Annotated in this window: 45 protein-coding genes and 1 pseudogene; 41 read left to right on the forward strand and 5 right to left on the reverse strand. The window is 71.3% G+C overall.

What is annotated here, in order from left to right:
• Positions 1 to 213, reverse strand: a pseudogene (locus KS423_RS01590) (hypothetical protein); the annotation flags it as partial.
• Positions 214 to 387: 174 nt separating this feature from the next.
• Between KS423_RS01590 and KS423_RS01595 the strand changes: the two are divergent.
• Together KS423_RS01595 and KS423_RS01600 are read left to right on the forward strand one after the other, a co-directional pair.
• Positions 388 to 786, forward strand: a complete 399-nt coding sequence (locus KS423_RS01595; RefSeq protein ID WP_224273954.1) for an ACT domain-containing protein — start codon at positions 388 to 390, stop codon at positions 784 to 786.
• A 124-nt stretch (positions 787 to 910) separates the two neighbouring features.
• Positions 911 to 1,168, forward strand: coding sequence for a Prokaryotic metallothionein (locus tag KS423_RS01600; RefSeq protein ID WP_224273956.1), 258 nt, complete (start codon positions 911 to 913; stop codon positions 1,166 to 1,168).
• 136 nt (positions 1,169 to 1,304) lie between these two features.
• Here KS423_RS01600 and KS423_RS01605 read toward each other — a convergent pair whose 3' ends face one another.
• From KS423_RS01605 to KS423_RS01615, 3 genes are all read right to left on the reverse strand, one after another.
• Positions 1,305 to 2,624, reverse strand: a complete 1,320-nt coding sequence (locus KS423_RS01605; RefSeq protein WP_224273958.1) for a site-specific integrase — start codon at positions 2,622 to 2,624, stop codon at positions 1,305 to 1,307.
• Positions 2,621 to 3,064 carry an ImmA/IrrE family metallo-endopeptidase gene (locus KS423_RS01610; protein WP_224273959.1) on the reverse strand — a complete coding sequence of 148 codons (444 nt, stop codon included), beginning with the start codon at positions 3,062 to 3,064 and terminating at the stop codon, positions 2,621 to 2,623. The genes KS423_RS01605 and KS423_RS01610 overlap by 4 nt, the downstream gene beginning before the upstream one ends.
• Before the next feature lie 123 nt (positions 3,065 to 3,187).
• Positions 3,188 to 3,760, reverse strand: coding sequence for a helix-turn-helix domain-containing protein (locus tag KS423_RS01615; RefSeq protein WP_224273961.1), 573 nt, complete (start codon positions 3,758 to 3,760; stop codon positions 3,188 to 3,190).
• A gap of 167 nt (positions 3,761 to 3,927) precedes the next feature.
• Between KS423_RS01615 and KS423_RS48355 the strand changes: the two genes are divergently transcribed.
• From KS423_RS48355 to KS423_RS01760, 29 genes are all read left to right on the forward strand, one after another.
• Positions 3,928 to 4,131, forward strand: coding sequence for a helix-turn-helix transcriptional regulator (locus tag KS423_RS48355; protein WP_224273963.1), 204 nt, complete (start codon positions 3,928 to 3,930; stop codon positions 4,129 to 4,131).
• A gap of 16 nt (positions 4,132 to 4,147) precedes the next feature.
• A complete protein-coding gene (locus KS423_RS01625; protein ID WP_224273965.1) occupies positions 4,148 to 4,423 on the forward strand; it encodes a helix-turn-helix domain-containing protein in 276 nt (91 codons plus the stop codon).
• A gap of 99 nt (positions 4,424 to 4,522) precedes the next feature.
• Complete coding sequence (locus KS423_RS01630; protein WP_224273966.1) at positions 4,523 to 4,810, forward strand: hypothetical protein; 288 nt, start codon at positions 4,523 to 4,525, stop codon at positions 4,808 to 4,810.
• A 65-nt stretch (positions 4,811 to 4,875) separates the two neighbouring features.
• Positions 4,876 to 5,145 carry a hypothetical protein gene (locus KS423_RS01635; protein ID WP_224273968.1) on the forward strand — a complete coding sequence of 90 codons (270 nt, stop codon included), beginning with the start codon at positions 4,876 to 4,878 and terminating at the stop codon, positions 5,143 to 5,145.
• Positions 5,145 to 5,318 carry a hypothetical protein gene (locus KS423_RS01640; RefSeq protein ID WP_224273970.1) on the forward strand — a complete coding sequence of 58 codons (174 nt, stop codon included), beginning with the start codon at positions 5,145 to 5,147 and terminating at the stop codon, positions 5,316 to 5,318. The genes KS423_RS01635 and KS423_RS01640 overlap by 1 nt, the downstream gene beginning before the upstream one ends.
• A complete protein-coding gene (locus tag KS423_RS01645) occupies positions 5,315 to 5,491 on the forward strand; it encodes a hypothetical protein (RefSeq protein ID WP_224273971.1) in 177 nt (58 codons plus the stop codon). The genes KS423_RS01640 and KS423_RS01645 overlap by 4 nt, the downstream gene beginning before the upstream one ends.
• Complete coding sequence (locus tag KS423_RS01650; protein WP_224273978.1) at positions 5,491 to 5,652, forward strand: hypothetical protein; 162 nt, start codon at positions 5,491 to 5,493, stop codon at positions 5,650 to 5,652. The genes KS423_RS01645 and KS423_RS01650 overlap by 1 nt, the downstream gene beginning before the upstream one ends.
• The gene (locus KS423_RS01655) at positions 5,649 to 5,795 is read left to right on the forward strand and encodes a hypothetical protein (RefSeq protein WP_224273985.1); all 147 of its coding nucleotides are present in this window, start codon (positions 5,649 to 5,651) and stop codon (positions 5,793 to 5,795) included. The genes KS423_RS01650 and KS423_RS01655 overlap by 4 nt, the downstream gene beginning before the upstream one ends.
• Positions 5,792 to 6,745: a hypothetical protein gene (locus KS423_RS01660; RefSeq protein WP_224273987.1), complete on the forward strand. Its 954-nt coding sequence runs from the start codon at positions 5,792 to 5,794 to the stop codon at positions 6,743 to 6,745. Before KS423_RS01655 ends, KS423_RS01660 begins: the two co-directional genes overlap by 4 nt.
• Positions 6,742 to 7,269, forward strand: a complete 528-nt coding sequence (locus tag KS423_RS01665) for a hypothetical protein (RefSeq protein WP_224273989.1) — start codon at positions 6,742 to 6,744, stop codon at positions 7,267 to 7,269. Before KS423_RS01660 ends, KS423_RS01665 begins: the two co-directional genes overlap by 4 nt.
• On the forward strand, positions 7,266 to 8,024 hold the full coding sequence (locus tag KS423_RS01670; RefSeq protein WP_224273990.1) for an exonuclease domain-containing protein: 759 nt from the start codon (positions 7,266 to 7,268) through the stop codon (positions 8,022 to 8,024). The genes KS423_RS01665 and KS423_RS01670 overlap by 4 nt, the downstream gene beginning before the upstream one ends.
• The gene (locus KS423_RS01675) at positions 8,021 to 8,461 is read left to right on the forward strand and encodes a hypothetical protein (protein WP_224273992.1); all 441 of its coding nucleotides are present in this window, start codon (positions 8,021 to 8,023) and stop codon (positions 8,459 to 8,461) included. The genes KS423_RS01670 and KS423_RS01675 overlap by 4 nt, the downstream gene beginning before the upstream one ends.
• Positions 8,458 to 8,643 carry a hypothetical protein gene (locus KS423_RS01680; RefSeq protein ID WP_224273994.1) on the forward strand — a complete coding sequence of 62 codons (186 nt, stop codon included), beginning with the start codon at positions 8,458 to 8,460 and terminating at the stop codon, positions 8,641 to 8,643. Before KS423_RS01675 ends, KS423_RS01680 begins: the two co-directional genes overlap by 4 nt.
• Before the next feature lie 139 nt (positions 8,644 to 8,782).
• Positions 8,783 to 9,046, forward strand: a complete 264-nt coding sequence (locus KS423_RS01685) for a hypothetical protein (protein WP_224274000.1) — start codon at positions 8,783 to 8,785, stop codon at positions 9,044 to 9,046.
• 89 nt (positions 9,047 to 9,135) lie between these two features.
• Positions 9,136 to 10,059 (forward strand): hypothetical protein, encoded by a 924-nt coding sequence (locus KS423_RS01690; protein ID WP_224274002.1) that lies wholly within the window; start codon positions 9,136 to 9,138, stop codon positions 10,057 to 10,059.
• Positions 10,059 to 10,829, forward strand: coding sequence for a hypothetical protein (locus KS423_RS01695; protein WP_224274004.1), 771 nt, complete (start codon positions 10,059 to 10,061; stop codon positions 10,827 to 10,829). Before KS423_RS01690 ends, KS423_RS01695 begins: the two co-directional genes overlap by 1 nt.
• 10 nt (positions 10,830 to 10,839) lie before the next feature.
• Positions 10,840 to 11,475 (forward strand): hypothetical protein, encoded by a 636-nt coding sequence (locus tag KS423_RS01700; protein ID WP_224274006.1) that lies wholly within the window; start codon positions 10,840 to 10,842, stop codon positions 11,473 to 11,475.
• A 113-nt stretch (positions 11,476 to 11,588) separates the two neighbouring features.
• Positions 11,589 to 11,822: a hypothetical protein gene (locus tag KS423_RS01705; RefSeq protein WP_224274008.1), complete on the forward strand. Its 234-nt coding sequence runs from the start codon at positions 11,589 to 11,591 to the stop codon at positions 11,820 to 11,822.
• Complete coding sequence (locus KS423_RS01710; protein WP_224274009.1) at positions 11,822 to 12,052, forward strand: hypothetical protein; 231 nt, start codon at positions 11,822 to 11,824, stop codon at positions 12,050 to 12,052. Before KS423_RS01705 ends, KS423_RS01710 begins: the two co-directional genes overlap by 1 nt.
• The gene (locus KS423_RS01715; protein ID WP_224274011.1) at positions 12,049 to 12,543 is read left to right on the forward strand and encodes a hypothetical protein; all 495 of its coding nucleotides are present in this window, start codon (positions 12,049 to 12,051) and stop codon (positions 12,541 to 12,543) included. Before KS423_RS01710 ends, KS423_RS01715 begins: the two co-directional genes overlap by 4 nt.
• 124 nt (positions 12,544 to 12,667) lie before the next feature.
• Positions 12,668 to 13,966, forward strand: a complete 1,299-nt coding sequence (locus KS423_RS01720; RefSeq protein ID WP_224274012.1) for a DNA cytosine methyltransferase — start codon at positions 12,668 to 12,670, stop codon at positions 13,964 to 13,966.
• A gap of 57 nt (positions 13,967 to 14,023) precedes the next feature.
• On the forward strand, positions 14,024 to 14,305 hold the full coding sequence (locus KS423_RS01725; protein ID WP_224274014.1) for a hypothetical protein: 282 nt from the start codon (positions 14,024 to 14,026) through the stop codon (positions 14,303 to 14,305).
• A 57-nt stretch (positions 14,306 to 14,362) separates the two neighbouring features.
• Positions 14,363 to 14,749 (forward strand): hypothetical protein, encoded by a 387-nt coding sequence (locus KS423_RS01730; RefSeq protein WP_224274021.1) that lies wholly within the window; start codon positions 14,363 to 14,365, stop codon positions 14,747 to 14,749.
• A complete protein-coding gene (locus tag KS423_RS01735; protein WP_224274022.1) occupies positions 14,746 to 14,946 on the forward strand; it encodes a hypothetical protein in 201 nt (66 codons plus the stop codon). Before KS423_RS01730 ends, KS423_RS01735 begins: the two co-directional genes overlap by 4 nt.
• A gap of 88 nt (positions 14,947 to 15,034) precedes the next feature.
• Complete coding sequence (locus tag KS423_RS01740; RefSeq protein ID WP_224274024.1) at positions 15,035 to 15,274, forward strand: hypothetical protein; 240 nt, start codon at positions 15,035 to 15,037, stop codon at positions 15,272 to 15,274.
• Positions 15,271 to 15,657, forward strand: a complete 387-nt coding sequence (locus tag KS423_RS47855) for a hypothetical protein (RefSeq protein ID WP_224274026.1) — start codon at positions 15,271 to 15,273, stop codon at positions 15,655 to 15,657. Before KS423_RS01740 ends, KS423_RS47855 begins: the two co-directional genes overlap by 4 nt.
• Entirely contained in the window at positions 15,654 to 16,010 is a 357-nt protein-coding gene (locus KS423_RS47860; protein ID WP_224274028.1) for a response regulator transcription factor, read from the forward strand. The genes KS423_RS47855 and KS423_RS47860 overlap by 4 nt, the downstream gene beginning before the upstream one ends.
• The gene (locus tag KS423_RS01755) at positions 16,007 to 16,360 is read left to right on the forward strand and encodes a hypothetical protein (protein ID WP_224274030.1); all 354 of its coding nucleotides are present in this window, start codon (positions 16,007 to 16,009) and stop codon (positions 16,358 to 16,360) included. Before KS423_RS47860 ends, KS423_RS01755 begins: the two co-directional genes overlap by 4 nt.
• Positions 16,361 to 16,433: 73 nt before the next feature.
• On the forward strand, positions 16,434 to 17,069 hold the full coding sequence (locus KS423_RS01760; protein ID WP_224274032.1) for a hypothetical protein: 636 nt from the start codon (positions 16,434 to 16,436) through the stop codon (positions 17,067 to 17,069).
• Positions 17,070 to 17,196: 127 nt separating this feature from the next.
• Here the strand turns inward: KS423_RS01760 and KS423_RS01765 are convergent, their stop codons facing one another.
• Positions 17,197 to 17,469, reverse strand: coding sequence for a hypothetical protein (locus tag KS423_RS01765; protein WP_224274034.1), 273 nt, complete (start codon positions 17,467 to 17,469; stop codon positions 17,197 to 17,199).
• A 139-nt stretch (positions 17,470 to 17,608) separates the two neighbouring features.
• Between KS423_RS01765 and KS423_RS01770 the strand changes: the two genes are divergently transcribed.
• Genes KS423_RS01770 through KS423_RS01815 form a run of 10 tightly spaced genes read left to right on the forward strand, consistent with a single transcriptional unit; the run spans position 17,609 to position 22,630 of the window.
• Positions 17,609 to 17,989: a hypothetical protein gene (locus tag KS423_RS01770; protein ID WP_224274036.1), complete on the forward strand. Its 381-nt coding sequence runs from the start codon at positions 17,609 to 17,611 to the stop codon at positions 17,987 to 17,989.
• Positions 17,989 to 18,159 carry a hypothetical protein gene (locus KS423_RS01775; RefSeq protein WP_224274038.1) on the forward strand — a complete coding sequence of 57 codons (171 nt, stop codon included), beginning with the start codon at positions 17,989 to 17,991 and terminating at the stop codon, positions 18,157 to 18,159. The genes KS423_RS01770 and KS423_RS01775 overlap by 1 nt, the downstream gene beginning before the upstream one ends.
• Before the next feature lie 28 nt (positions 18,160 to 18,187).
• Positions 18,188 to 19,288 (forward strand): hypothetical protein, encoded by a 1,101-nt coding sequence (locus KS423_RS01780; protein ID WP_224274045.1) that lies wholly within the window; start codon positions 18,188 to 18,190, stop codon positions 19,286 to 19,288.
• Positions 19,285 to 19,434, forward strand: a complete 150-nt coding sequence (locus KS423_RS01785) for a hypothetical protein (RefSeq protein ID WP_224274047.1) — start codon at positions 19,285 to 19,287, stop codon at positions 19,432 to 19,434. The genes KS423_RS01780 and KS423_RS01785 overlap by 4 nt, the downstream gene beginning before the upstream one ends.
• 2 nt (positions 19,435 to 19,436) lie before the next feature.
• Entirely contained in the window at positions 19,437 to 19,601 is a 165-nt protein-coding gene (locus KS423_RS01790; protein ID WP_224274049.1) for a hypothetical protein, read from the forward strand.
• Positions 19,602 to 19,603: 2 nt separating this feature from the next.
• A complete protein-coding gene (locus KS423_RS01795; protein ID WP_224274051.1) occupies positions 19,604 to 20,602 on the forward strand; it encodes a hypothetical protein in 999 nt (332 codons plus the stop codon).
• A gap of 16 nt (positions 20,603 to 20,618) precedes the next feature.
• The gene (locus tag KS423_RS01800; RefSeq protein ID WP_224274053.1) at positions 20,619 to 21,026 is read left to right on the forward strand and encodes a hypothetical protein; all 408 of its coding nucleotides are present in this window, start codon (positions 20,619 to 20,621) and stop codon (positions 21,024 to 21,026) included.
• A 3-nt stretch (positions 21,027 to 21,029) separates the two neighbouring features.
• Positions 21,030 to 22,070 (forward strand): hypothetical protein, encoded by a 1,041-nt coding sequence (locus tag KS423_RS01805; protein WP_224274054.1) that lies wholly within the window; start codon positions 21,030 to 21,032, stop codon positions 22,068 to 22,070.
• 46 nt (positions 22,071 to 22,116) lie between these two features.
• Complete coding sequence (locus tag KS423_RS01810; protein ID WP_224274056.1) at positions 22,117 to 22,413, forward strand: hypothetical protein; 297 nt, start codon at positions 22,117 to 22,119, stop codon at positions 22,411 to 22,413.
• Between the two features lie 46 nt (positions 22,414 to 22,459).
• The gene (locus KS423_RS01815; RefSeq protein WP_224274058.1) at positions 22,460 to 22,630 is read left to right on the forward strand and encodes a hypothetical protein; all 171 of its coding nucleotides are present in this window, start codon (positions 22,460 to 22,462) and stop codon (positions 22,628 to 22,630) included.
• Positions 22,631 to 22,641 lie beyond the last annotated feature (11 nt).

Below are 22,641 nucleotides of genomic sequence, written 5' to 3' on the forward strand. Positions count from 1 at the left end.
CGCGTGCGGACCACCGCGCCGGCCACCGTGCCCACCGAAGCCGTGGCCGTACGGGCCGCCCATCGGCCGGCCGGGGCCGCCACCACCGAACGGCGGGCCGAAGCCGCCGAACGCCTCCCGGCCCTCGATGCCCTCACCGGGCATCCCCCGGAACTCCGGGCCCGGGCCGCGGCGTCGACCGCCGCCGCGCGGGCCCTCCCAACGGAAACTCATTCCTTGACGTTCTGAGCGCATCGCGCCCACCTCCTCGGATCTCCGAGTCGAACGAGTCAGTCGAGTCACTGTCTCGATAGTTCGACGATATATCGGTGACTGTCGCTCGTCAACGGATTCCGACACGCCCGCGGAGCACGCCGCATCCCCCGTCCAGCCGCTACGGTGGCGGGCATGGCCGCAGAACGAGACCTTGCGACGCTGCTGCGCGGAATGAGCCCGCAGCTCAACCCGGGGCGGTACGTCTACTGCACGCTCCCCGCGCGGGTGCCCGCCGGCATGCGGCCGGTGGTGACCGTCGCCGAGCCCGAGGGGGTGACGATGGTGGTCGCCCAGGAGGAGGCGGACGCGCTCGGGCTGCGCTACGAGTACGTGGCGGCCTGGATCACCCTGCGGATCCACTCGGCGCTGGAGGCCGTCGGGCTGACGGCCGCCGTGTCCGGCCGGCTCGCCGAGGAGGGCATCAGCTGCAACGTGGTGGCCGGCTTCCACCACGACCACCTGTTCGTCGCCGCCGACGACGCCGACCGCGCCGTCCGCGCCCTGGAGGACCTCGCCGCCCGCTCCGCCTGAGGCCGCCCCGTCCGCCCTCCTCCGCCCGACAGTCCCCCCGGGTGGCCGTGGCCGACCGGCCCTTCGACACTGGGAAACGAGCCACCCCGCCCCGGGGCGGCCCCACCGGAAGGAGACGGCCGCCATGGCCATCTGCGTCACCTGCGGCAACGACTACTGGCTGGCCTTCGAGATCAAGACGGTCACCGGCGACACCTACACCTTCGACAGCTTCGAGTGCGCGATGGAGAAGCTCGCCCCGCGCTGCGAGCACTGCAACGTCCGCATCGTCGGCCACGGCGTCGAAGTGGCGGGCATGTTCTTCTGCTGCGCCAACTGCGCCCGCGTCAACGGCGGCCTCGGCGACCAGATCCGCGACGCCGTCGGCGCCCGCCCCGCCTGACGGGGCCCCGCGCCGGACGGCGGGAAGGAAAGGGGGCGGAAGAGTCGGCCTGTACGCCGGGTACAGGCCACACTCCCCCACATGCGGCCCCTTCCGGGAGTGGCGACCTGGGGAAACGCGGGAACAGCCGCGCTCTCTACGCCGCCCTGGGGAGCGGTTGGGGAGATCCGTTTCCGGCGCCCTCTCCGGGGAGCACTTCCGGTGCCGCAGGCGTCGACGCAATCCACCGGCCGAGGGCCGACAGCGCCTGCCGGCCGGCCTCCGGCAGGAAGTGGACATACGTGCGAAGCGTGAACGCAGGGTCGCTGTGCCCGAGCCACGCCGCCAGCGTCGTCACGGTCTCGCCGGCCTGAAGTACGACCGAGGCGAACGTGTGCCTGAGAACGTGGAATCCGTCGGAGCGCTCCATCTTCCAGGACACCCTCGTCCACATGACCTTCGCGCCCTGCACCTGCTCGCGCTCCGGCTCCGGAATCACGCCAGCCTTGACGAGCGCTGGCTTCCACGCCTTCTCATCCCACGTGGTCCGGTTGATGGCACCCCCGCCCTTACCGCTCACCCGGGCCGTCGTCACCAGGAGTCGCACGGTCTTCAGCGGCCTTTCCTCCCAGGGCAGGTTGGGCCTGTCCGGGTCGACCCAGGGCAGCGTGACCTCGACCGTGGGGAACTCCTCGGCGTAGGCGGCGACCCGCTCGGCCAGGCCAGGCGGGCAGGCCGTCACCCGGATCTTGTTGCCCTTGGGCGGCCCGAACGCAAGTTTGCCGTCGATCTTCAGCACCTGCCGGGTGACACGGATCTCTTGCCCGACGATGTCGTCCGGACTGAAGCCGAATGCCTCGCCCTGCCGCAGGCCCGCACCGACCGCTAGGTCGGGGAGGATCCGGTACCTGGGCGCCAGAGCCTCTCGCACCGCCAGGACGGTGGCCAGCGGCCAGGCCTTCGCCTTGCTGGCGGGAGCCGTCGGCGGCCTCAACTCGGGGTCTCGGAAGGGGTTCTCCGGGATCCGCTTCGCCTTGAATGCGGCCTGCATGATCGCGCTGAAGTGCTTCCAGGTAGTCCGGATGGTGCCGACGTCGATCGAGTTCTCCGCCTGCCTCACCCACCACTTGATCTGCTCGTCCCCGATCCGGATCAGCGGCTGTTCGCCCAGGTGCGGCAGGATGTGGTTCCAGATCCTGGGCCGCATGGACGACTTGGTGTTCGGCGGCTTGCGCAGGCTTGGCCACCAGTGCGTCTCGACGTACTCCCGCAGCGTGATCTCACCATTGCGGGGGTCGTAGAGGTTGCCGCGGGTGCTGTCCGTGGCGGCCTCGCGCAGCCACTTCTTCGCGTCTTCCAGGCCGGCGAACGAGCGGTCCCGGACTCCGGGAATGCCGGCCACGCGGTAGCGCTTGCCCTTGCCCCAGCGCTCGGTTCGGCGCTTCTTTCCGGTCGTCGGGTCCGGGCGCTTCGTCATCCACCGGTCTTCGATGTACCCAGCCACTGGGCACCCCCTTCCAGGTCGGCCGCACGGGTGCGGAGGATCCAGCCGGTCACGCCGAGCTCGGCGGCGAGCTCGGCCTCAGATGTTGCCCACTGCACAGCCGCGCAGAAGTCGCTGAGCGCAACCAGCTTTCGGGCGGCATGGAGGTCGGCGAGGCGTTCGGCTCGAAGGCCAGCCATGCCGCCGCAGCCGACGTCCCCGGCGAGGATGTGCTCGATCTCGTGCGCGAGCACGCAGCGTTCCTGAGTGGGACTGAGGCCCTGGGCAAGAATGACAACACGGTGCCGGGGAGACCACGCGCCCCAGGTGTCCCGCAGCCACTGGCGGATGACGGGTATGCCCATCTGCTCCAGCGTGGCGAGCGGGTCGTACTGCTGCGCTACCTCGGCGGCGTTGCCGACGGCTGTGGGCATGCCTCTCCCCCTGAGTCCTGACGTGTGGGAGGCATGCCGGAGAGCCGATTCTGGCATATGCGCGCGAGTAAACGTGAGGAAATACGCACGTAAAGTCACGCGTGTCGCGGGTGTGTCGGGGAGTTACGGCTGTTGCCGGCCCCGCTCGTACCCCTCGATGGCCTGGCGAATCCGCGCCGCATCGTCGTCCGGGACGCCCGGGTCGCCCTCCGCCCAGCCGTGCGGCCGGTACGCCGCGAGGCCGTAGGAGGTCTGCTGAGTGGCTGCTTCTCGCGGGATCGACTGAAGCAATCGGTCCGCGGCGTCTTCCAGCAGGTCCCGAAGCCTCGGATCGCCGCCGGCCTGGACTGCCGCGCGGGCAAACCGGCCAACCGCCGGAAACAGCTCAGCAGGAGACAGGCCGCTGACCCCTGGGGCCTCGGCGGCAGGCTCGATTGGTACTGGCTGCTCACCTCGCAGATAGCTGTCGACCCTGTCGGGGGTCCAGCCGAGGATCTCGCCAACCTTGTAGTAGCCGTCCGGAACCCGGTCAGCCCTGGCGGGTGCCCGACCGTTTTCGTAGTTGCTGATCGACTTCCGATCGAGGCCGGCTGCGGCACCAAGCTCCGACTGGTTCATGCCGCGCTTGATCCGCTCACGCCGAATCATGTGGCCGATCGCGGCCCAGTCGAGGTCAGCCTGCCTGGCTGCACTCATCACGGCCCCCGGGTTCCTGTCGATGGACAACGTTAGGCAACAGCATCGCAGATCACTGCCCATCGATGCGCGTCAGGTTCCCGCCATTTCCGCAGGTCGCAGCCATCATTGCTCACCATTACTCACCAGGGCTTGTCATTGCTCATCACTGCGCATAGTCTTCAGCTGTGAGAACGCGAGGCGCAGAAATCCGGCGAAGGCGCGAACTGGCAGGCCACGGCCTACGTAACTTCGCTGCTCAAGTCGACATCTCTGCCTCGCACTTGTCCCGCCTTGAGCGAGACCTGCGAGGCGCCCAACCCGAGGTGGTGAGGCGCATAGCCGACAAGCTCAACGCGGCCGTCTCGGACATCGCCGACCTATCAACCTGAGCAATGGAGGTAAGTGATGGGTGCCATTGAGGCATCGTCGCCCCTGCTCCCCCACGACCAGGCCGCTGCCTACATCGGACGCACTCCGAAGGCTCTGTACTGCCTGAACGACCGACGGATGGGCCCGCCGTCCTTCCGCCTCGGCGGCCGACGGATGTACCGCATCGTCGCCCTCAATGAGTGGCTCGCCGCACACGAGGCCCTCGACTCCCGGTCGAACCCCGAGTTGGACCCCACCCGCCAGGCCCCCGAGCCGCGCCGCGCCAAGCGCCGACAGCCGCTCGCCGCCTGAGCCGCCCCTGACATGGGTCGGGCCCCCGCCGGGATGCCGCCCGTACGAGAGCCCTCGGCCCACCCGTGCGTCAAACGATCACGAAAGAGAGGTGGACCTGTGTCCATCATCCACCACACGTCCCCGGAGACCGCAACCACGGTCCGGGTGACGGTCATCAACTCCGAATCCGAGCCCTGGCCCATCCCCGCCGACGTTGCCATGGTGCTCGACGGTGCGCTCGCGAAGTTGACCGCGCCGGCCACCCAGCTGGTGCTCAAGGACCCGTGGCTGGACCGGCTGTACGACGTGCTGGGCGGGCGGGCGGAAACCCCGCCGCCGGCGTGGTCCCCGGGGACCACCGCGCTGGTCGCCGAGTACGCGGCGCGGACGGGCGGTGCCCTGTGAGTACGGGTTTCTCGACGGGTCAGCACCCGTTGCAGTCACAGGCCGGTCTGCTGCGTGCGGCTCTGATGCTGGCGGAGGCGTTCCCGGAGCTGCCGGCAACGACCGTGGACGTGCGGTACGGCGAGATCGCGGTACACCTGCACCACGACGATGTGACCGCGTTCGACCAGTGGGTGGAGACGCTCGACCTGTCGGTGAAGGAGCCGCGGCAGTACGAGTGCCTGGGCCGGCTGCACGAGTCGTGGACCGCCGTGGGTGTGTGGGCCGAGGTCGAGCTGACGGTGAAGGCGTACCCGGCTGAACCGGTCGCGGCCCCGGCAGGGGTGGCGGCGTGATGGCGTCGGAACTGCCGGTGCGTCGGCCGATGGAGGCCGAGGTCGACCTGGCGACGGAGTTCCTGCTCGCGTACGGCGGTGACAGGCAGTCGTGGCCAGCTGAGGTTCGTCGGGCGTACGGGGCTGCGGTGGCCACGATGCGGTGGCGGTGGCTGCGGGGTGAGATCTGGTGACCGAGCCGAATGGCTGTGGCGTCTGCGGGGTGCCGCCCCGCGAGCACATGCAGCTGTGGAAGCTCCCGGCCGGCTGGCACCAGTGGTCGCCGCCCTCGAACGCTCAGATTCTCGCGCGGATGCAGGCCCGTCGTGCCGCCCGCGCCACCAACTCCCCGAAGGACGGTGTCTGATGCTCGGCACCCTGATCGCCCTGTCCATCGGCGCGTTCGCCCTGCTGCTGTGGCTGGACTGGCGGTCGCGTCACCGGGTTCGCCCGGTCCGGGCCGCTGAGGTGACGCCGGAGCAGATCCGGCACGTGGCCTCGCGGCAGCCCCAGGACGGTGACCAGTGATCGGCCACCTCCGAGCCCTGACCTCCCTCCGCATCGTGCGCGTCACCTGGCCGTACCCGGCCCTGGAGCTCGCCCGGCCCGACGGCCGCGGCTGGCTGATCTGCCCCCTCCCCACGAACTACCGCACGGAGAACGACCGATGACCGCTGAGATCGTCCGTACCGCCGCGCTGCCGGATCTCGTCCGGTACGCCGAGCACCTGGCGCACGCCGACTTGCTGCCCAAGCAGTTCGTCAACCGTCCCGCCAACGTCCTGTACGCCATTGAGTACGGCCGCACCCTGGGCATCACCCCGATTGCCGCGCTGACCGGCATCCACGTCATCGAGGGCAAGCCCTCGGCCAGCTCCGGCCTCATCGGCGGCCTGGTCCGTCAGGCCGGCCACAAGCTGCGGGTGAAGGGCGACGATCGGTCCGCGATCGCGCAGATCATCCGCGCCGATGACCCGGACTGGACGTACGAGGTCACGTGGACGCTGGAGCGGGCCGCGCAGGCGGGCCTGTGCCAGATCAAGAACGGAAGGCCGTACGCCCGGGACTACAAGGACCGGCCGACGGCGTGGGAGAAGTACCCGGCCGCGATGCTCAAGGCCCGCGCGATCACCGAGGTTGCTCGGGACGCGTGCGAGGACGTCCTGTTCGGCCTGCACTACACCCCGGAGGAGTTGGGGGCGTACGTCAACCAGGACGGCGAGCCGGTTGAGGCGCCGGTGCAGCCGCTGCGGGCGGTGCCTGCCGAGCCGGTGGCCGAGCAGCGTGACTTCCTGCACGAGGCGTACGAGGCGGCCACGGCGGCTGACGTCCGCCGGATCTGGCAGGAGGCGAAGGCGTTCGGCTCGTACGAGCCGTACTTGGAGCAGATCGCCGAGGTCGGCCGGAAGAAGGCAGCTGAGGTGGCCGAGCCGGTCGACGCGGAGATTGTCGAGGACGACGGGCGAACGGCTGCGGTGGACGCCCTGCGGGGCGCCGCGCTGGCCGCTGGTGTCGCGTCGAGCATCGAGCAGGACTTCGCCCAGTCGTACGGCGTGCCGATCACCGAGGCCTCGGTCGAGCAGCTCACCCAGATGACCGAGCTGCTGGCGGGTGCGGCATGAGCCTCGCCGATCTGGCCGCCCGCGAGGCGGTGTTGAAGGCCCTCGCCGACGCGATCGGCGACCAGCTCAAGGCCGTACGGGCTGACGTGCAGGCTGCACTGGATGAGTCGGTTGGCGTGCGGCAGGTGGCCGCCCTCCTGCCCGACGGCAAGCAGGTGGCGAAGGTGTCGCTCACCGACCCGGCCCCGGCCGCAACGGTCACCGACTCGGAGGCGTTCCTCGCCTGGGTCCGCGACAACCACCCCGACAAGGACGCCATCACCCGCCGGGTGGTGACCGAGGTCCGGCCGGCCACGCAGACCGCGTTGCTGGCGGAGATGACGGCCGCCGGGGTGCCGCAGTGGTGCGACACGGAGACGGGCGAGGTGCACACGGTGCCGGGTGTGGAGATCCGTGCGACCCGGGCCAGGAGCCACAGCGTTCGGTTCGACAAGGGTGGTCGCGACTTGGTGGCTGCCGCGTGGCAGGCCGGGGAGCTGGCGGCGCTGGTGCTCCCGGAGCTGACCGCCGGGGGTGCGGAGTGAGCAGGTTCTGGCACACCGAGCCGCTGGTCGGCTTCGACATCGAATCTACGGGCATCAACCCGGAGTCGGACCGCATCGTCACGGCCGCCGTTCTGCGGGTGGGCCCGCAGCGGTCGGACAACGCGGAGGACAACGCGATCCGCTGGAAGGCGGTTGACCGGTACGGCTGGGTCGCGGACCCGGGCGTGGAGATCCCCGAGGCTGCCGCGGCGGTGCACGGCATCACGACGGAGCGGGCCCGGATGATTGGCCGCTCGGCGCGGCGGGTGGTGCAGGAGATCGCGATCACCTTGGCCGAGCACGTCGACGAGGGCACGCCGATCGTGACCATGAACGCGCCGTACGACTTCACCATGCTGGACCGGGAGTTGCGACGCCACGGGCACCCCACGCTTGCCGAGCTGGCTGGCCGCGAGCCGATCGTGGTGGACCCGCTGGTCCTGGACCGGCAGGTGGACCGGTACCGGCGCGGGAAGCGCAACCTTGGTGCCCTGTCCGAGCACTACGGGGTCCGCCTCGACGGCGCGCACGAGGCCGCAGCCGACGCGCTTGCCGCGGTCCGGGTGTCGGTCGAGATTGCGACTCGCTACCCGGCGGTCCGGGAGACCCCGCTGGCCGAGCTGCACGTGTTGCAGCAGGGCTGGGCCCGGAAGCAGGCCGACGGCCTGCGCGAGTACCTGGCCGCGCGGGGCCGCGACGCCTCCGGTGTCCACGGGCACTGGCCGCTTATCCCTCGGCAGGGGGTGGCCAAGTGAGCGCCGAACAGCTCGGCGACACGGCTGAGCGCCTGCTGCCGATCGCGGCTGGCCTGGCGTGCATTGTTCGCGGTGAGGGCGGCCCCCGCGAGATCGCCCACATCCTCGGGCAGCTCGACGCCCGTGAGCGTGAGGTGATGATCGTCGTCCTCGCGGGCCTGGTCGACCCGGACCGGCAGGTGGCCGACGTGCTCGGCTACCTGACGTGGGACGAGCACGAGCAGCCCGTGCCGGCTCCGACGCTGACGAAGTCGCTGCGGGAGATCGCAGTCATGCCGCGGCTGTCGTCGCCGCTGATCAGCTGGTTCAAGGACGAGCAGCGCACCAAGGCCCGGATCCGCTACCACCAGCTCGGCGAGTTCCAGGGCGACATCGCCCGCGACCTCGGCGTGAACGAGCGGACCATCGGCCGCTGGGTCAACGAGGTGGCGGCGTGACGGCGAACCGGTACCGGGACCCGGCGGATCGGGCGGAGGTGTTCGGTGCCTCGTTGACGGCCACCGTGGTGCCCGAGGAGGGCCGGGAGAGCGCCCGCCGGTACGTGGCCCGTCGGGCCCGGGACGGCGCGGACGAGCAGCTGCTGCTGTCCGCCCTCGGCCTCGACCAGCCCTCGGCGTGACGTGCGGCCAGTGGCTGCCCGCGGTGCGTGAGTACTGCGGGCAGCCGGCCAGGCCCTACATCCCGGGGCCGCGTTGCCCCGACCACACCCCCGCCCGGCAGAACGGGCGCCCCGAACCACCAGACCCCAAGGACATGCGATGAGCGAGACGCCCACCGAGGAACCCTGCCAGCTCTGCAGCCAGACCCGCGTGCTCTTCACGTACGAGCACCAGGAGGTCTTCGACTGGGGCTTCGGCGACACCTTGATCTACCAGTTCTGCGTGCGCTGCTGGGAAAAGGTCGAGGCGGCCGAAGAGGCGGACAACCCGCTGGACCTGCCGTACCTGACCAACCAGGCCAAGCGGTACATCGCCGCGATGAGCCGGAACGCCGAGCGCGCCCTGGCCGTCCAGCCGGCCTGATCGGCCCCACCTGACTGCCTGGGGCGGGGTGACCGTCCCCCGCCCCAGGCCACCAACCCCGACCGCACCAACTGACCGGAGAGCAGCACATGGCCGAGAAGGACCGGCGCACTTACGTCCGTGTCCACGATGGGCTGACGGACCACCCGAAGATCATCGAGGTGGGCGGGGAAGCTGCGTGGCTGTACATCAGCGCACTCTGCTACTCGTCTCGTCAGCTGACCGACGGCCTGGTTCCGAAGCGTCTGATCCGCCGGCTGACCGATCTAAGCAACCCTGAAGCACTTGCTTCGGCACTGCTTCGCGTTGGCTTGCTTCACGAAGGCGAACACGACTGCTCGCGATGCCCTGTTGGCGGCCCCGATGTGTACGTCGTGCACGACTACCTGGAGCACCAGCGGTCCGCCGCCGAGGTCGCCGCACTCCGCGAGAAGCGTTCCGCCGCAGGTCAAAGGGGTGGAAGGCGCTCCGGCGAGTCCCGTCGGGCCGCTTCGAAGGGCGAAGCAAACGGTGAAGCACTTGCTTCGGATTTGCTGAAGCAAACGCGAACCAAAACCGAAGCAGAGACAGAGACAGAGACAGAGGTAGAAGAAGTACTACGTACTTCTTCACGTGCGCGCCGTGGAGCCGGCCACGATGAGCCGCCGAGGGCCGACGTTGAACGCGTCTGCCGGGCCCTCGCCGACGCCATCGAAGCCAACGGCAGCAAGCGGCCCACCATCACCAAGCAATGGCGGGACTCAGCCCGGCTGCTGATCGACAAGGACCGCCGCACGGTCGAGCAGGTCCTCGGCGCCATCGAGTGGTCCCAGAACAGCGACTTCTGGCGGCCCAACGTCCAGTCAATGCCCAAGCTCCGCAAGCAGTACGACCAGATGCGCCTCCAGGCCATGCGCGACAAGCCCAAGGCCAACCTGCCGGCCACCGCCAACGGCCACCTGCCCGGCACCGACAGCCGCGTAGCCGAGCACTACGACCTCATGAACGAACTCCTCGCCGAAGGGAGCAACTAGTGGACGCCGTCGAAGCCACCCGGCTCCTCGCCCACGCAGCCGCGTTCGACAACCGCAAGCCGTCCAAGGCCGCCAGCATTGCCTGGGCCGAAGCCCTCAAGGACATTCCCGCGGACCCCGACGCGTTCGCCGCAGTCGCCAAGTTCTACTCCCAGCCCAGCCGCGACGGAGACCTTGACTCCACCCGCTGGATTCAGCCCCACCACGTCCGCGCCCTCCGCAAGGAGATCCGCGACGAGCGCATCCCCGACGGCGCGTTCACCTACCCCCTGCCAGCCGGCAGCGAGACCGGCGCCGAGTTCGTCGAACGCCGCCGCCAGCAGATCGCCGCCATCGCCGACGGCCGCATCGCCGCCGAACCGATTCGTCAGCTCACCGGCGGGCCGCACCCGTCCGTCGCTGACGCCCTCACCGGTGTCGGCCGCATGCCCGACCACGTCCGCGAAGCCCTCGCCGATGCCCTCCCCGGCCGCAAGGCCCGCGAAGAGGCCCGCTTCCGCGGAGACGCCGACGCCCTCGCCGTCCCGTGCCCCTGGTGCCACTCCGCCGCCGGCGACCCCTGCAAGCGACGCCGAGGCGCCCGAGGCGACAAGCCCGGCACCTGGTTCCACCGGACCAGCCCCCACCCCGGCCGGGTCGACGCCGCGGCCATAGCGGCCCGGGCATGCCCCAGCTGCCAAGCACCCATGGGCGTGCCGTGCGCCTGGCCCGACGGCCGCTTCTACGACGGCGTCCACCCCACCCGCCAGACCACCCAACCCGCCGCCTGAGGAGACCTCGATGACCCGCAAGCCGTGGCCGCCCACCACAGTCGCCGGCAACCCCACCTGCCGAACCACCCACTGGACCCTCCCCGTTGCCTGCGCCCAGCCCCGCGGCCACCGCGACAACTGGCACAGCGGCTGGACAGGCCCCAGCGGCACACGCGGGCGGAAGCTATACCGCTGGCGCCGCACCGTCGGGGTCACTGAGCTTTCGGTCGGCAAGATCTGGCAGCCCACCAGTATCCCCGGCCCCAACCAGCCCCCGGCCGCCGCCGACCTGCCGGACTGCTCCATGACCACGCACACCTACGTCGACCCTGACGGCCACATTCTCCGCGTCACCGCTTACCCCGGCGCCCAAGCCGAAGTGCTGATCACCGTTCAGGGCCTCGACGACGGCCTCATGGTCGGCGCCAGCATCACCGCCGAAGCCGCCGCCCCCATCGGCGCCGCCATCCTCACCCACACGGACATGGGTGACCTGATCGCTGAGGTCAAGGGTCTCCGTGCTGCGTACCAGCGCCTCCAGTACACCGCTCGATGCGCCTCCGCGATCCTTCGCGAAGTTGACGCGAACGCCAACACGGGGCGGCCCCAGAACATCGGGGCCATCCGGTCCGTCGCCGACGCGCTCGACACCGACTCCGCCTGACCGTCCCGGGCGGCCGGCACCCACCGGCCGCCCCGTCGCCGGCGGCGCCCACCCCAGCCGCACCGGCGCCTGGATCGTCCACACCACCCAACCCGCCGCCTGAGGAGACCCCCGTGACCGACCAGCCCACCGAGTGGGTCCTGACGCCCGAGAACCTCTATCGCCTGTGGACCACCATCGGCCACAGCAAGGTCCACAACCGGTTCGACGCCGGCCACGTCGTCCCCGACGGCCTCACCATCTGGGCCCACAAGAGCCAGCCCCGGACTTGGGCCCGCTTCGGCGACACCATCACCCGCCAGCCCAACGGCACCTGGACCGTCACCCACGCCGAAGCGAACGCCTGATGGCCACCCAGCCCGTCGAGGCCCGGTGTGCACGCTGCCAGCAACGCCGCGTCGTCCACCCCGCAAGCCCCGCCTGGGGCCACGCCCCCACCCCGCTCTGCACCCACTGCTGGCAGCAGTACGCCGACGCCCGCGCCGCCGGCGACTACGTCGACTGGCCCGACGCCCTCCGCAACGCCGACGACGACCAGCTCACCCGCGCACTCACCACCGAGGAGACCACCCAATGACCCAGCCCGAGCCGTTCACCGACCCCGGCCTTACCGACCTCGCCACCAACTGGGTCGCCACCCGCCGCAACCCTGCCGACGCCCTCACTGCCGCACGACACGGCCTACGCCGCTTCGGCCTCCTCGGCGGCTTCCACATCGACATTGCCCGCTTCGAGGCCGCCATCCGTGCCGACACCCAGGCAGCCCTCCTCGACCGGGTCCGACAGCTGGAGACCGAGCGGGACCGCTACCGCACCGCCTGGCACTCCGCCAAGACCCGCGCCAGCAACCTCCGCGAACGCCTCGACAACGCCGACCACGGTCTCGCCTGCACCGGCGAGACCATCGAACAACTCCAAGCCACGCTCGACCAGATGCCCCGCTGCAACACGCCCCACCCCACCGTGGACGAAGCCTGGTGCGAGCTGATCATCCAACACCCCGGCTGGCACGCCGCCCAGGTCGGCGCCTGGCCCCACGCGAGCTGGCCCCGCGACCCGCAGTCGTAGAGGCCCCGTACGCGGCCAGGACCGGACCGACAACGGCCGCGCACGGCCCCAGGCGCCCCGAGTGCCACCCCACTGCCCACAGGCCCCCACAAGAGCCGCCACGCCAACCACCACGGAGACCCAGGTGACACCGCCCCGCATCGGCAGCCTCTTCAGCGGCTACGGCGGCCTCGACCTCGCCGTCGAAGCTTTCTTCGGCGCCGAAACCGCCTGGCACTGCCAGTACGACCCCGAAGACCCCCACCAGTACGCCGCCGCCATCCTCCGCAAGCACTGGCCCGACGTCCCCAACCACGGCGACATCACCGCCGTCGACTGGGACCAGGTCGAGCCCGTCGACATCCTCACCGGCGGATTCCCCTGCACCGACGTCAGCCTCGCCGGCCACCGCGCCGGCCTCAACGACCAGACCCGCTCCGGCCTGTGGGCCCACATGGCCCGCGCCATAGCCGCACTCCAACCCCGACTGGTGGTGATCGAGAATGTCCGTGGACTCCTCTCCGCGCCCGCCCACAGCGACGTGGAACCCTGCACGTGGTGCATGGGAGACGGGCCTGACGAGCCTGTTCTGCGAGCACTCGGAGCTGTACTCGCGGACCTGGCCCGCCTCGGGTTCGATGCGGAATGGCTCGGCCTACCAGCGTCCGCCGTGGGCGCTCCGCACGAGCGCTACCGCATCTTCGTCCTCGCGTGGCCTGCCGACACCGAGGGCCCGCGGCTGGAAGACCGGCGGCAAGGACGGCCTGGACGAGGCGTTGAAGCTCCTTCCGACGCCGACCAGCTCGGAGCACACCGGCCCCGGGCACGCAGCGCAGGGCGGGATGAACCTGCGAACCACGGTGTCGCTGCTGCCGACGCCCACGGTGGCCGACTCGCGGAACACGGCAAACTTCCGTCCGGACGGGACACCGTACGGGGCGGGCTACGGTCAGACGCTGGTCGACGCGACGAGGCTGCTGCCCACCCCTGTGGCGGCGGACAGCGCCCGGCAGAGCACCACGTACAGCCGGGGCAACCCGACGTTGGTAGGCGCGCTCCTGCCGACACCGCGAGCCTCGGACGGGGCGAAGGGCGGCCCGAACCAGCGCGGCTCGGCGGGGGACCTGACGTTGCCCTCGGCGGCGCACCGGATTGGGGCATCTACGGTGCGGCGGTCCGCCGCTGGGAGCACGTCACCGGACGGCCTGCTCCCCGGCCAACTGACGATCGAGGACGCCTCCACCCCGCCTTCGTCGAGTGGATGATGGGCCTCCCCGCCGGCTGGATCACCGACATCCCCCGGCCGGACGGCATGACCGCCTCCAAGGCCCGCAACGCGCAGTTGAAGGCGGGCGGTAACGGTGTCGTCCCGCAGCAGGCCTACGCCGCGCTCACCGAACTCTGGCACCGCGCCACCGCACCTGCCGTCCCTGCGGCCGCCTGACCACCTGACGCCCGACGCCGCCCGCAACCCGCGGGCGGCCCAACCCGAGGAGCACCCGTGGCCCGGTACATCACCAACCCCACCGTCGTCGACGCAATGCAGCTCACCGAAACCAACCTCCAGGCCGTTGCGGAGTGGTGTCAGCAGTTGGGAGCCACCCCCGAGACCCAGAGCTACCACTTCCAGCCCTGGGCTCTGAACTTCGACGCAGAACACATGACCAGTGGCCAGATCGACTCGGCCAGCGAAGGCGACTGGGTCCTTCACCACGAAGACGGCAAGTTCGAGGTCATGAACGAGAACCAGTTCGAGATCACCTACACCGAGTACCGCAACTGACCCTGCCCCGGCCTGCCGTCACCCAGCGGCAGGCCCCACCTACCCGAGGAGCACACCGTGACCGACCAGCCCGCCGACCTGCTCACCGCCGCAGCCCAGCGGCTCCGAGACCTCTACGCCTCTGCCGCCACCCACGGCAGCCCCCACTGGACCTACATCCAGCGGCGCGACAGCCCCGAGTACGGCGGCTCCGGCTCCGTCTGCGCCCAGGACGGCAAGACCATCGCGGGCACGCGTGCCTCCGTCGGCGGCCACACCCGAGTGCCCGCCATCATCCGACCGTACGGCGAGTGGATCGCCACCATGGACCCCGCCACCGGCCTCGCCATCGCCCGCATGCTCGACCAGGCCGCCGAAGCCCTCGCCGGGCAGGACATCCCCGACGACGAGCCCGCCCTCGCGGTGGCCCGCGCGGTGCTCGGCCAGGACGGCGGCCAGAAGTGACCGCCACCGCGTTTGCCCCACCACCCATCGGCGCCAAGGTCATCATCACCGCCTGGTGCGCCACACATCACCGTGCCATCGGCCACGAGCGCTTCACCTGGACCGAGGGGCGCCACGCCTTCCAGTTCGTCGGCTGCGGCCAATCGAACTGCCGACTCGGAACGACCACCACCTACACCAGAACCGCCACCGCGTGACCGTGTCCCCGTGGCTGGTCCTGGCCGGCGCCCTCCTCGGCGCCGGCCTCGCAGCCGCCCTCCTCGCACTCCACCCCTGGAGGCGCACATGACCACCAACCTGGCCGTCCTCGCTACATGCAGCCCCCTCATCCTCTGGTGGGCCTGCCGCATCGCCACCCTCCGGAGGCTCCCCATGCCCGACCTGCCCGACGACATCGGCATCACCCCCGCCACCGGCACACGGCCCCCCATCCTCTGGGCCCGCTACGGCAACACCATCGAGTACTACGCGGTGCGGCCCGCCGTCCACGGAACCCAGCCGGACCACGAGGAGCCGCAGCCGTGACCAGCACTCCCCGCACCAGCCACCGCATCCACGGTCCCACCCTCTGGGCCGCCCTCGACAAGAAGCGACGTGCCGAGGGCCTCTCCTGGCGTGGCGTCGCCCGCATCACCGGATGTACCACTGGCGCGCTCTTTACCCGGCTCCAGCGCGACGACATCGGCCTCCACTCCCACGCCCTCGTCAGCCTCCTTGTCTGGCTCGGCCGGGACGAGCAGATCCGCGACCTCATTGTCGACGCGTCGCCCACCACAGGCGAAAGGGGGCGTTTCACCGCTGTCGATCGGCTCGCCGCGGCACTCGCCGACGCCACCGCGAGCGACGTGCAGGAGGCGTTCCACCGGATGGGAGCCACGGTCCATCTCGTCGAGGAGCCGCAGCCGTGACCCGCCTCACCGAACGGCAGCGACAGATCCTCACCCTCGCCGCCGAGGGACTCACGTACGCCGAAATCGGCGAGCGCCTGTTCATCGCCGCCGCCACCGTGAAAGTCCACCTCAACGGGGCCAGCAGCCGCCTTGGCGCCAACGACCGGGCCCACGCCGTCGTCCTGGCCTCCCGCCTCGGCGAGATCGACGTCCTCGGCAACGCCACCCAGGAGGCCGCCGCCCGGGTTCGCGCGCTCTGCGCCGCAGCCGAACCAGTCACCATCCAGGCCGGCCGTTCCACAGTCCCCGTGGGCTGGACGCTCGACCCGGCCGCCGTCGAGCGGGCCCTCAGCCCCAGGAGTGTCGCATGACCAGCGCCTACCAGCAGCAGCTCGCCAAGCAGCTCCACGCCGCCGAGGCCCGCATTGCCGCCGTCCGGGCACTTCACCAGCCCGTCACCGGCTACACCGGCTGGGGCCCCGACGACGACCCCACCCCCGGCGCATACGGGCCCATCAGCCAGGCATGCACCACCTGCGGCTCCGAGGACGACGCCGTCCGCTGGCCCTGCGGCACCATCCGAGCCCTCAACACATCCCGCTCGTCTGCCGGAGACCTCCTTGCCGCGCTGACCCACTCCGTGCGGGCCGCACAGGACTACGACCGCGCCATGCAGAAGCTCGCCACCGAGCTGGGGTTCGGGGCCGAGGCCCAGCCATGACCTGCCCCGACGACGTGGCCGACTACCAGCTCACCCGCTGAACCCACCACCCGCACAGCGCCAGGAGACCGGCATGCTCCCCACCCCGCACCTCGACCGCCTCCGTACCCAGCTCGGCCAGCTCCCCGAGCTGATAGTCCTCGCTCACCTCGCGTTGCAGCCCGGTTCCGGCCGGCGTGGGGCCCGTGTCTCCGGCGCCACCCGCACCGCGCCCCTGCCCTGCCGGGTCGACGTGCTGTCCCTCATCGGCCCCACCGCCGAGGCCGGCGTGCACGACGACCACGGCGACCAGGACCAGACCCCCGGCCTCGACCTCCTCGTCGATTGGGCCCGCACCGTCCTCGAGGACCGGCAGGCCGCCAACGACTGGTCCGGCTGGGTCCGACCCGCGGGCCACGACTGGGAGCGGACCGTCAGCCGCGCGGTGAAGGTGCTGCTGTTCCACCTCGACTGGGCCGCAGGCCGCCCGTACGCCCGGGACCTCGCCGACGAGATCGGCCAACTCCACGACCACCTCAATCGGGCCGCTGGCCAGCCCATAGCGGCCCCCGCCCGGCGGCAGGTCTGCCCCACCTGCCAGCACCTCACCATCACCATCCGGGCCGACGGCATGCGCGAGTGCACCAACGACGACTGCCGCTCCGTCCGCAGCGAGCAGGAGTACGCCGACCGCGCCGAGCAGGTCCTTGAGGAGCTGGCCGCGGCCTGAGTTGCCAATGATCGCCGGGCCAACCAGCGTGATGCGCCGGTGATGCGCGGCGGATGCGCCGCAGGTCAAGGGCATGAAGCGGCCCCGCTCGGATACTCCGGGCGGGGCCGTGATGCGCGGTGATGCGTCAGGACTGCGGCTTCGACTTCGCGCTGACGACGGTGCGCTCACGTAGCGGGGGGACACCGCCGGCTTTGCCGATCCGGCCAACATGCTGGCGTTCATAGGGGACAAGGCGGGTGACCTCGGAAGGCCCGAGCGTGCGAGCCATGAGCACGTCCACGATGCCGGCGTTTAGCGCTTCGCGGGCTTCCTCCAGTTTGGCTTCGGCCTCCGTGTAGGCAGCACTGAGCTCGGCGAGCCGGGCGCGTGCCGCCTTTTGGTCATCAGTGCTGGTCATGCCCCGATGATGCCACGCCCTGTTCCGTCGCTGATAGAGCCGACACATGCCACCTCGTGATGCATCTTGACGTTGCAACTTCATGATGCAAGTATGGGCGAAGGCAAGCAGCAGCGCCACCCCCAAGGGGAGGAACCCGATGCGCACCACCGCCAAGACCCGCACCCGCAACACCAACCAGGCCCGCCAGGCCGGCCGCCACATCCAGTGCGCCACCCTCAACGGCCGCTACCAGGCCGCCCTCGACCGCGGCCAGATCATCCGCACCGGTGACCACCTCACCCGCCTCGGCATCCAGCTCCCCGACGGCCAGCAGTCCTGGTACGGCCGGCATGTCGCCAAGGCCCACCGCGCCGTCACCGGCCACGACGCCCACCGCGCCTGGGTTCAGCACCGCACCACCAACCGCTGGATCGCCGTGTACGTCTACGCCCCCGACGCGCCCGCGCTCACCGCCGGCCTCTGGTCCTACAAGGCCACCAGGCCGTACGCCGCCGCGCTGTTCACGGAGGCCGCCTGATGCCTGCCGCCACCGCCGACCTGCTCAGCCTCATCACCGCCGACATGCTGGCCGGCTGCCCGCACACCGACGCCGCTGAGCCCAACGAGGGCCGCGAGTCCGAGTGCGTCGACTGCCGGGACCGGCTCGCCGACGACACCGCCGAGTACCGCGCGTACGCCTACCACTGACCGCCCCGCTTCCCCGGAGCACACCAACATGACCACCACCCCGCCCGACTGGGCCCGGACGGCCGCCGCCAACATCGGCCGACACGCCGTCATGGCCCTCGTCCGCACCGCCGCCGCACTCATGGCCGCCTGGTCCCTCTACGCCGTTGCCAGGCACTACGGCGTCCCGAAGGAACTGGCCGTCGCCGCCGGCCTCGTCTTCGACGGCATCGCCTACCTGTGCCTCAGGTCCGCCAGCGACGCCATCCGCGCCGCCCGCTCCGCCGCACCCAGCATCCTCGCCACCCTCGGTATGGCCACCACCTCCGTGTACCTCAACCTGGTCCACGCCGACATCACCCACGGCGGCCGCCCCGCCCAGGTCCTCTACGCCTCCCCGGCCATCGGCCTGCTCGTCGTCTCCGCCCTCGCCTGGAACGCCGACCGGGCCACCGCCCGAGCCGCCCGCGGCGAGGACGCGTTCCGCCTCCCCTCCTTCGGCTTCTGGGGCTGGGCGCTTGCTGCCGAGGAGGCGACCACCGCAGTCCGTGAGCGGGCCGTTGCCCACGTGACCAGCGGCGCATCCGCCACGCATCAGCCCGCATCAGCCCTCCCGGCTCGCACTGCCGAGGACGACATTGCCGCCGAGTTCGCCGAGATCGGCCCCGCCGCCGCCGTCCACCGCGTTGCCGCAGCCAACCCCGACGCCACCGACGAGGAGATCGCCGAGACCCTCGCCACGTACCAGGTCACCGTCACCCCGCCCCAGGTCGCCCTGCTGCTCGACCGGGCCGCCGTACCCACCGTCCGGCTCGACCGCGTACCCCAGCCCGCGGCCGTCGAGGAGCACCCCGCACTCGACCCCGCCCGAGCGATGCGCCGTGATGCGCCCCAGGTCAGCGGCATGGTTCTCGCCGACGCGATCGCCACCATGTCTCGCCACCTCGACAACGGTGGCCTCAAGGCCGAGCCCAAGAAGGTCGTCCAGGCCCTCGCCCTTCAGGGCATGGCAACGGACAACGCCTACGTCCGTACCGCCCTGGGCCGTGCCCGCAAGGCCGAACAGAAGGCAGCAGCCGAGGCCGCCACGCAGACCGAGCGGCAGCGCGCCGAGTACGAGCGCCGCCACGGTAACGGCGGCTACGCATGACTGCCGCTATCGCATGGTCGGTCACCGCCGTGCTCGCCTACGCCGGCCTCTACCGGTGCGCGGACCAGACCGAACGCCTCACCCTGCGCCTGATCGGCGCCTACGCGCTCAGCGCACTCACACTCGCCCTCCTCACCTGGAGGTAGCCATGGGCCTCTGGTCCAAGCTCACCGGCGGCCAGTCCGCCAGCACCACCCCGACCGGCCGAAGCGCCCGCGAACAGGTCCGCCGCAACGCCGAGATCCGCCGCATCGACGCCGGCACCGCAGCCTGGCTCCGCCGCGGCGGCATCGGCCCCCGGAAGGACCGCTGACCATGACCATCCCCCCGCCCCCAAGCGAGCCGCCCACCATCGGCGCGCTCGGGCCCGATTCCGACCCCGTGGTCGGCGAGTGGTGGCGCAAGGATGGCCCCGTCTACACCCCGGTCCCGATCGGCACCGGCCACGGCCAGGCCGTCCAGGCCGCCTCGGTCGCGGCCGCTGCCGAGGCCTTCTGGGCCCCGGCCCGCGAGATCTTCGCCGAGCAGGCCACCACGATCGCCTCGGCGGTCGGCGAGACGATCGACCAGCTCTTCAACGAGACCCCGGCCCAGCGCGCGGCCCGTCAGCAGGTCGAGTACGAGGCCATGCTCGCCGCGCAGCGCGCCCGGATGGACGCCGCGCTCGGCAAGGTCGGGGAGACGCCGAAGGAGAAGACCGAGCGGCACCGCGTCGAGGACATCCTCACCCCGTCCGCCCCCACCCAACGGGACGACCTCGTCGGCCTGGTCGACCTCCTCGCCGACCGGCTCTCCGAGACCCCCGAGGACCGGGCCGCCCGCCAGGCGACCCAGCGCGAGGTCGAGAAGCAGCGGGCCCGCGCCCGGGAGGACGCCCGCCTCGCCGCCGCCGGGGAGACCCCCGCCCAGCGCGCCCTGCGCCACCGTCAGCAGCAGCTCGCCAACCAGCGCGAGGCCCGCGCCCGGGCCCGCCGCCAGCGCCTGTGGGCCGCCCGCGCCAAGGTCGGCGGCTCCGCCCGGTACCGGCGCTTCAGGCGCTGGTGCACGCTCACCGCGATCAGTGCCGTCGGCGGCTACAGCCTTGGCCTTGTTCCGCTGCTCGGCACCGGGGGACCGGCCGTCGGCGCCCTGGCCGCCGCCTTCGGCTGGGGACTCGACCTCCACACCCGCGACAAGGGCCGCCTGCGCGTGAGCGAGGTCCGCGGCCCCGGCCCCCTCCTGATCCTGACCGTCCTGCGCATCCCGGTCGCCTCCGGCCTCGCCGTCGCCCTCGGCCTCGGCCCGCTCCTCCCCTCCCTCCACCTCTTCAACTGACCCCAGGAGCCACCCCATGAGCAGCCTGATCGCGTTGGGCAGCGGCGGCGCCGCCACGGCCGCCACGTTCTACCTCTACGTCGGCATCCGCGGAAAGAACAAGATCGACGTGAAGCCGGACCACGTGCCCTACTGGTCGTACGGCATCGGGCTGCTCGCGTCCAACGCCGGCGCCGCATTCCAGCAGCTGCCCAGCATCGGCCAGCAGTTGAACGACGCGTTCCAGGGCAACCCCGCCGTCGGGGAGTGGAAGCCCGGCGCCACGGCCGCCCTCGCCACCATCGCTGTCTTCGGGCTCGCGCCCCGCGCCTGGAAGGACGCCCTCCTCGGCGCCATCAGCCCCAGCCTGTTCGTCTACGCCGGGGGACTGTGGGTCATCCCCGGCTCGTTCCTCACCAGCCTGCTCACCTCGGTCGTGGTCTGAGCCATGGAGAAGCTGATCCCAGAGAAGCTGTTCCCCACCGAACGGGCCGTCCCCGGCCACCGGATGCGGATCGTCGCCACCCTGGTGTGGCCGGTCACCGGCCTGCTCACTGGCACCCCCGTCCTCGTCCGCAAGCTGACGGCCCCCCAACGCGAGCGCCGCACCAAAGCCGCGGCTCTTCGGGCCCGGCAGACCGAGCTGGACGCCCAGGCCGCCATCGACGCCGAGGCCGCGTTCAGGAAGAAGCTCGCCGAAGCCGACCCCGCCAAGCGCCCCTCGATGATCCAGGCCCGGGAGGCCTCCGCCGTCGCCGCCCGCCAGATCGAACTCGACCTCGCCAAGGCCGCCCGCAAGGAGGCACGGAGCCACTTCGGGGACTCCGCCGGCGCGGCCGCCCTGCTCCTGGTCGTCGGAGGCCCCCTCGTCTGGTCGCTGGCCCGTGACCTGATCGAGCCCGGCATCGGCCTCGCCATCGGCGGGTGGTGGATCGCCGCCCTCATCCACGCCCCCACCCCCGGCAAGAAGGCCGCCGAAGAGAAGGAGGAGGGGGCCGAGCGAGGCGCCGCCGAGGACGTCGCGGAGCAGCCCTCGCCGACCCCCGATCAGGCCCCCGCCGAGGCACCCGTCGAGACCCCCGCGGCGACCGCCCCGACCCCCGCCGACGCCCGCCGCACGGTGGCACTCCTCGGGGCCGACGGCACCCACGTCGCCCTCACCATCCTGACCGCCCACCTGGCCGCCGAACACCCCCTCTGGAAGCGGTCCGGGAGGGCCGTCCGGGCGCTCCTCCAGGAGGCCGGCATCAGGGTCCGCGACGGGGTGAAGGTGGCCGGCGTCAGCGTGCCCGGCATCCACCACGACGACGTGCCCCCGCTCCCCTCCCCCTCCGAGAGCGCTCCCGGCCCCGTTGTTGTGCCAGGTCAGAGCAACAACAACAACCACAACAACGCCACCGAGTGGTCCACCCGAGAGGGGTTCGTCATGCGCGCCGACCCCGACAACCCCGCCCGGACGATCATCGTCCGCCCGGTCGGCGCCGCCTGACCAACCGACCCTTCAACCGTCTACCAGCCCGACCAAGGAGAACCCCATGAACAAGGCCGAAGCCATTGAGGCTGCCGCCCGCGAGGTCCTCGACCACAGCGGACCCGACTGCCTGACCGACCGCCTCACCACCCTCCGCGCCGTGGACGACGCCATGGCCCTCGGCATCACCGAGGACGAGATCCGCGCCGCAGCGATTGCCGTTGCAGAGGGCCGCCTCTCCCAGCTCCAGCAGGCGTTCGTCGACGAGGCCTACGACGCGGCCAAGCGCCGCCTCCTGCACCAGAAGATCCGCGAGACCCGCGCCCGCATCGCCCGGCTGTACGAGCTCCTGCCGGCCTGACCACACCTCGCAGCAACCCAACCACCACGAACCCGAGGAGAACCCCATGGCCATCACCACCACCGCCAAGTACCCCACCAGCAACGGCGGCACCGTCTACATGCGCCAGGACGACCGCGGCAACGAGGGCTACACCTGCACCGGCTGCGACACGCTCATGAAGATGGGCAGCGACGCCGACGCCCGTGCCCACGCCGCGGCCTGCACCGGCCGCTGACCACGCCCCGG

It is taken from the genome of Streptomyces sp. LS1784 (assembly GCF_020103755.1).
Taxonomy (GTDB): domain Bacteria; phylum Actinomycetota; class Actinomycetes; order Streptomycetales; family Streptomycetaceae; genus Kitasatospora.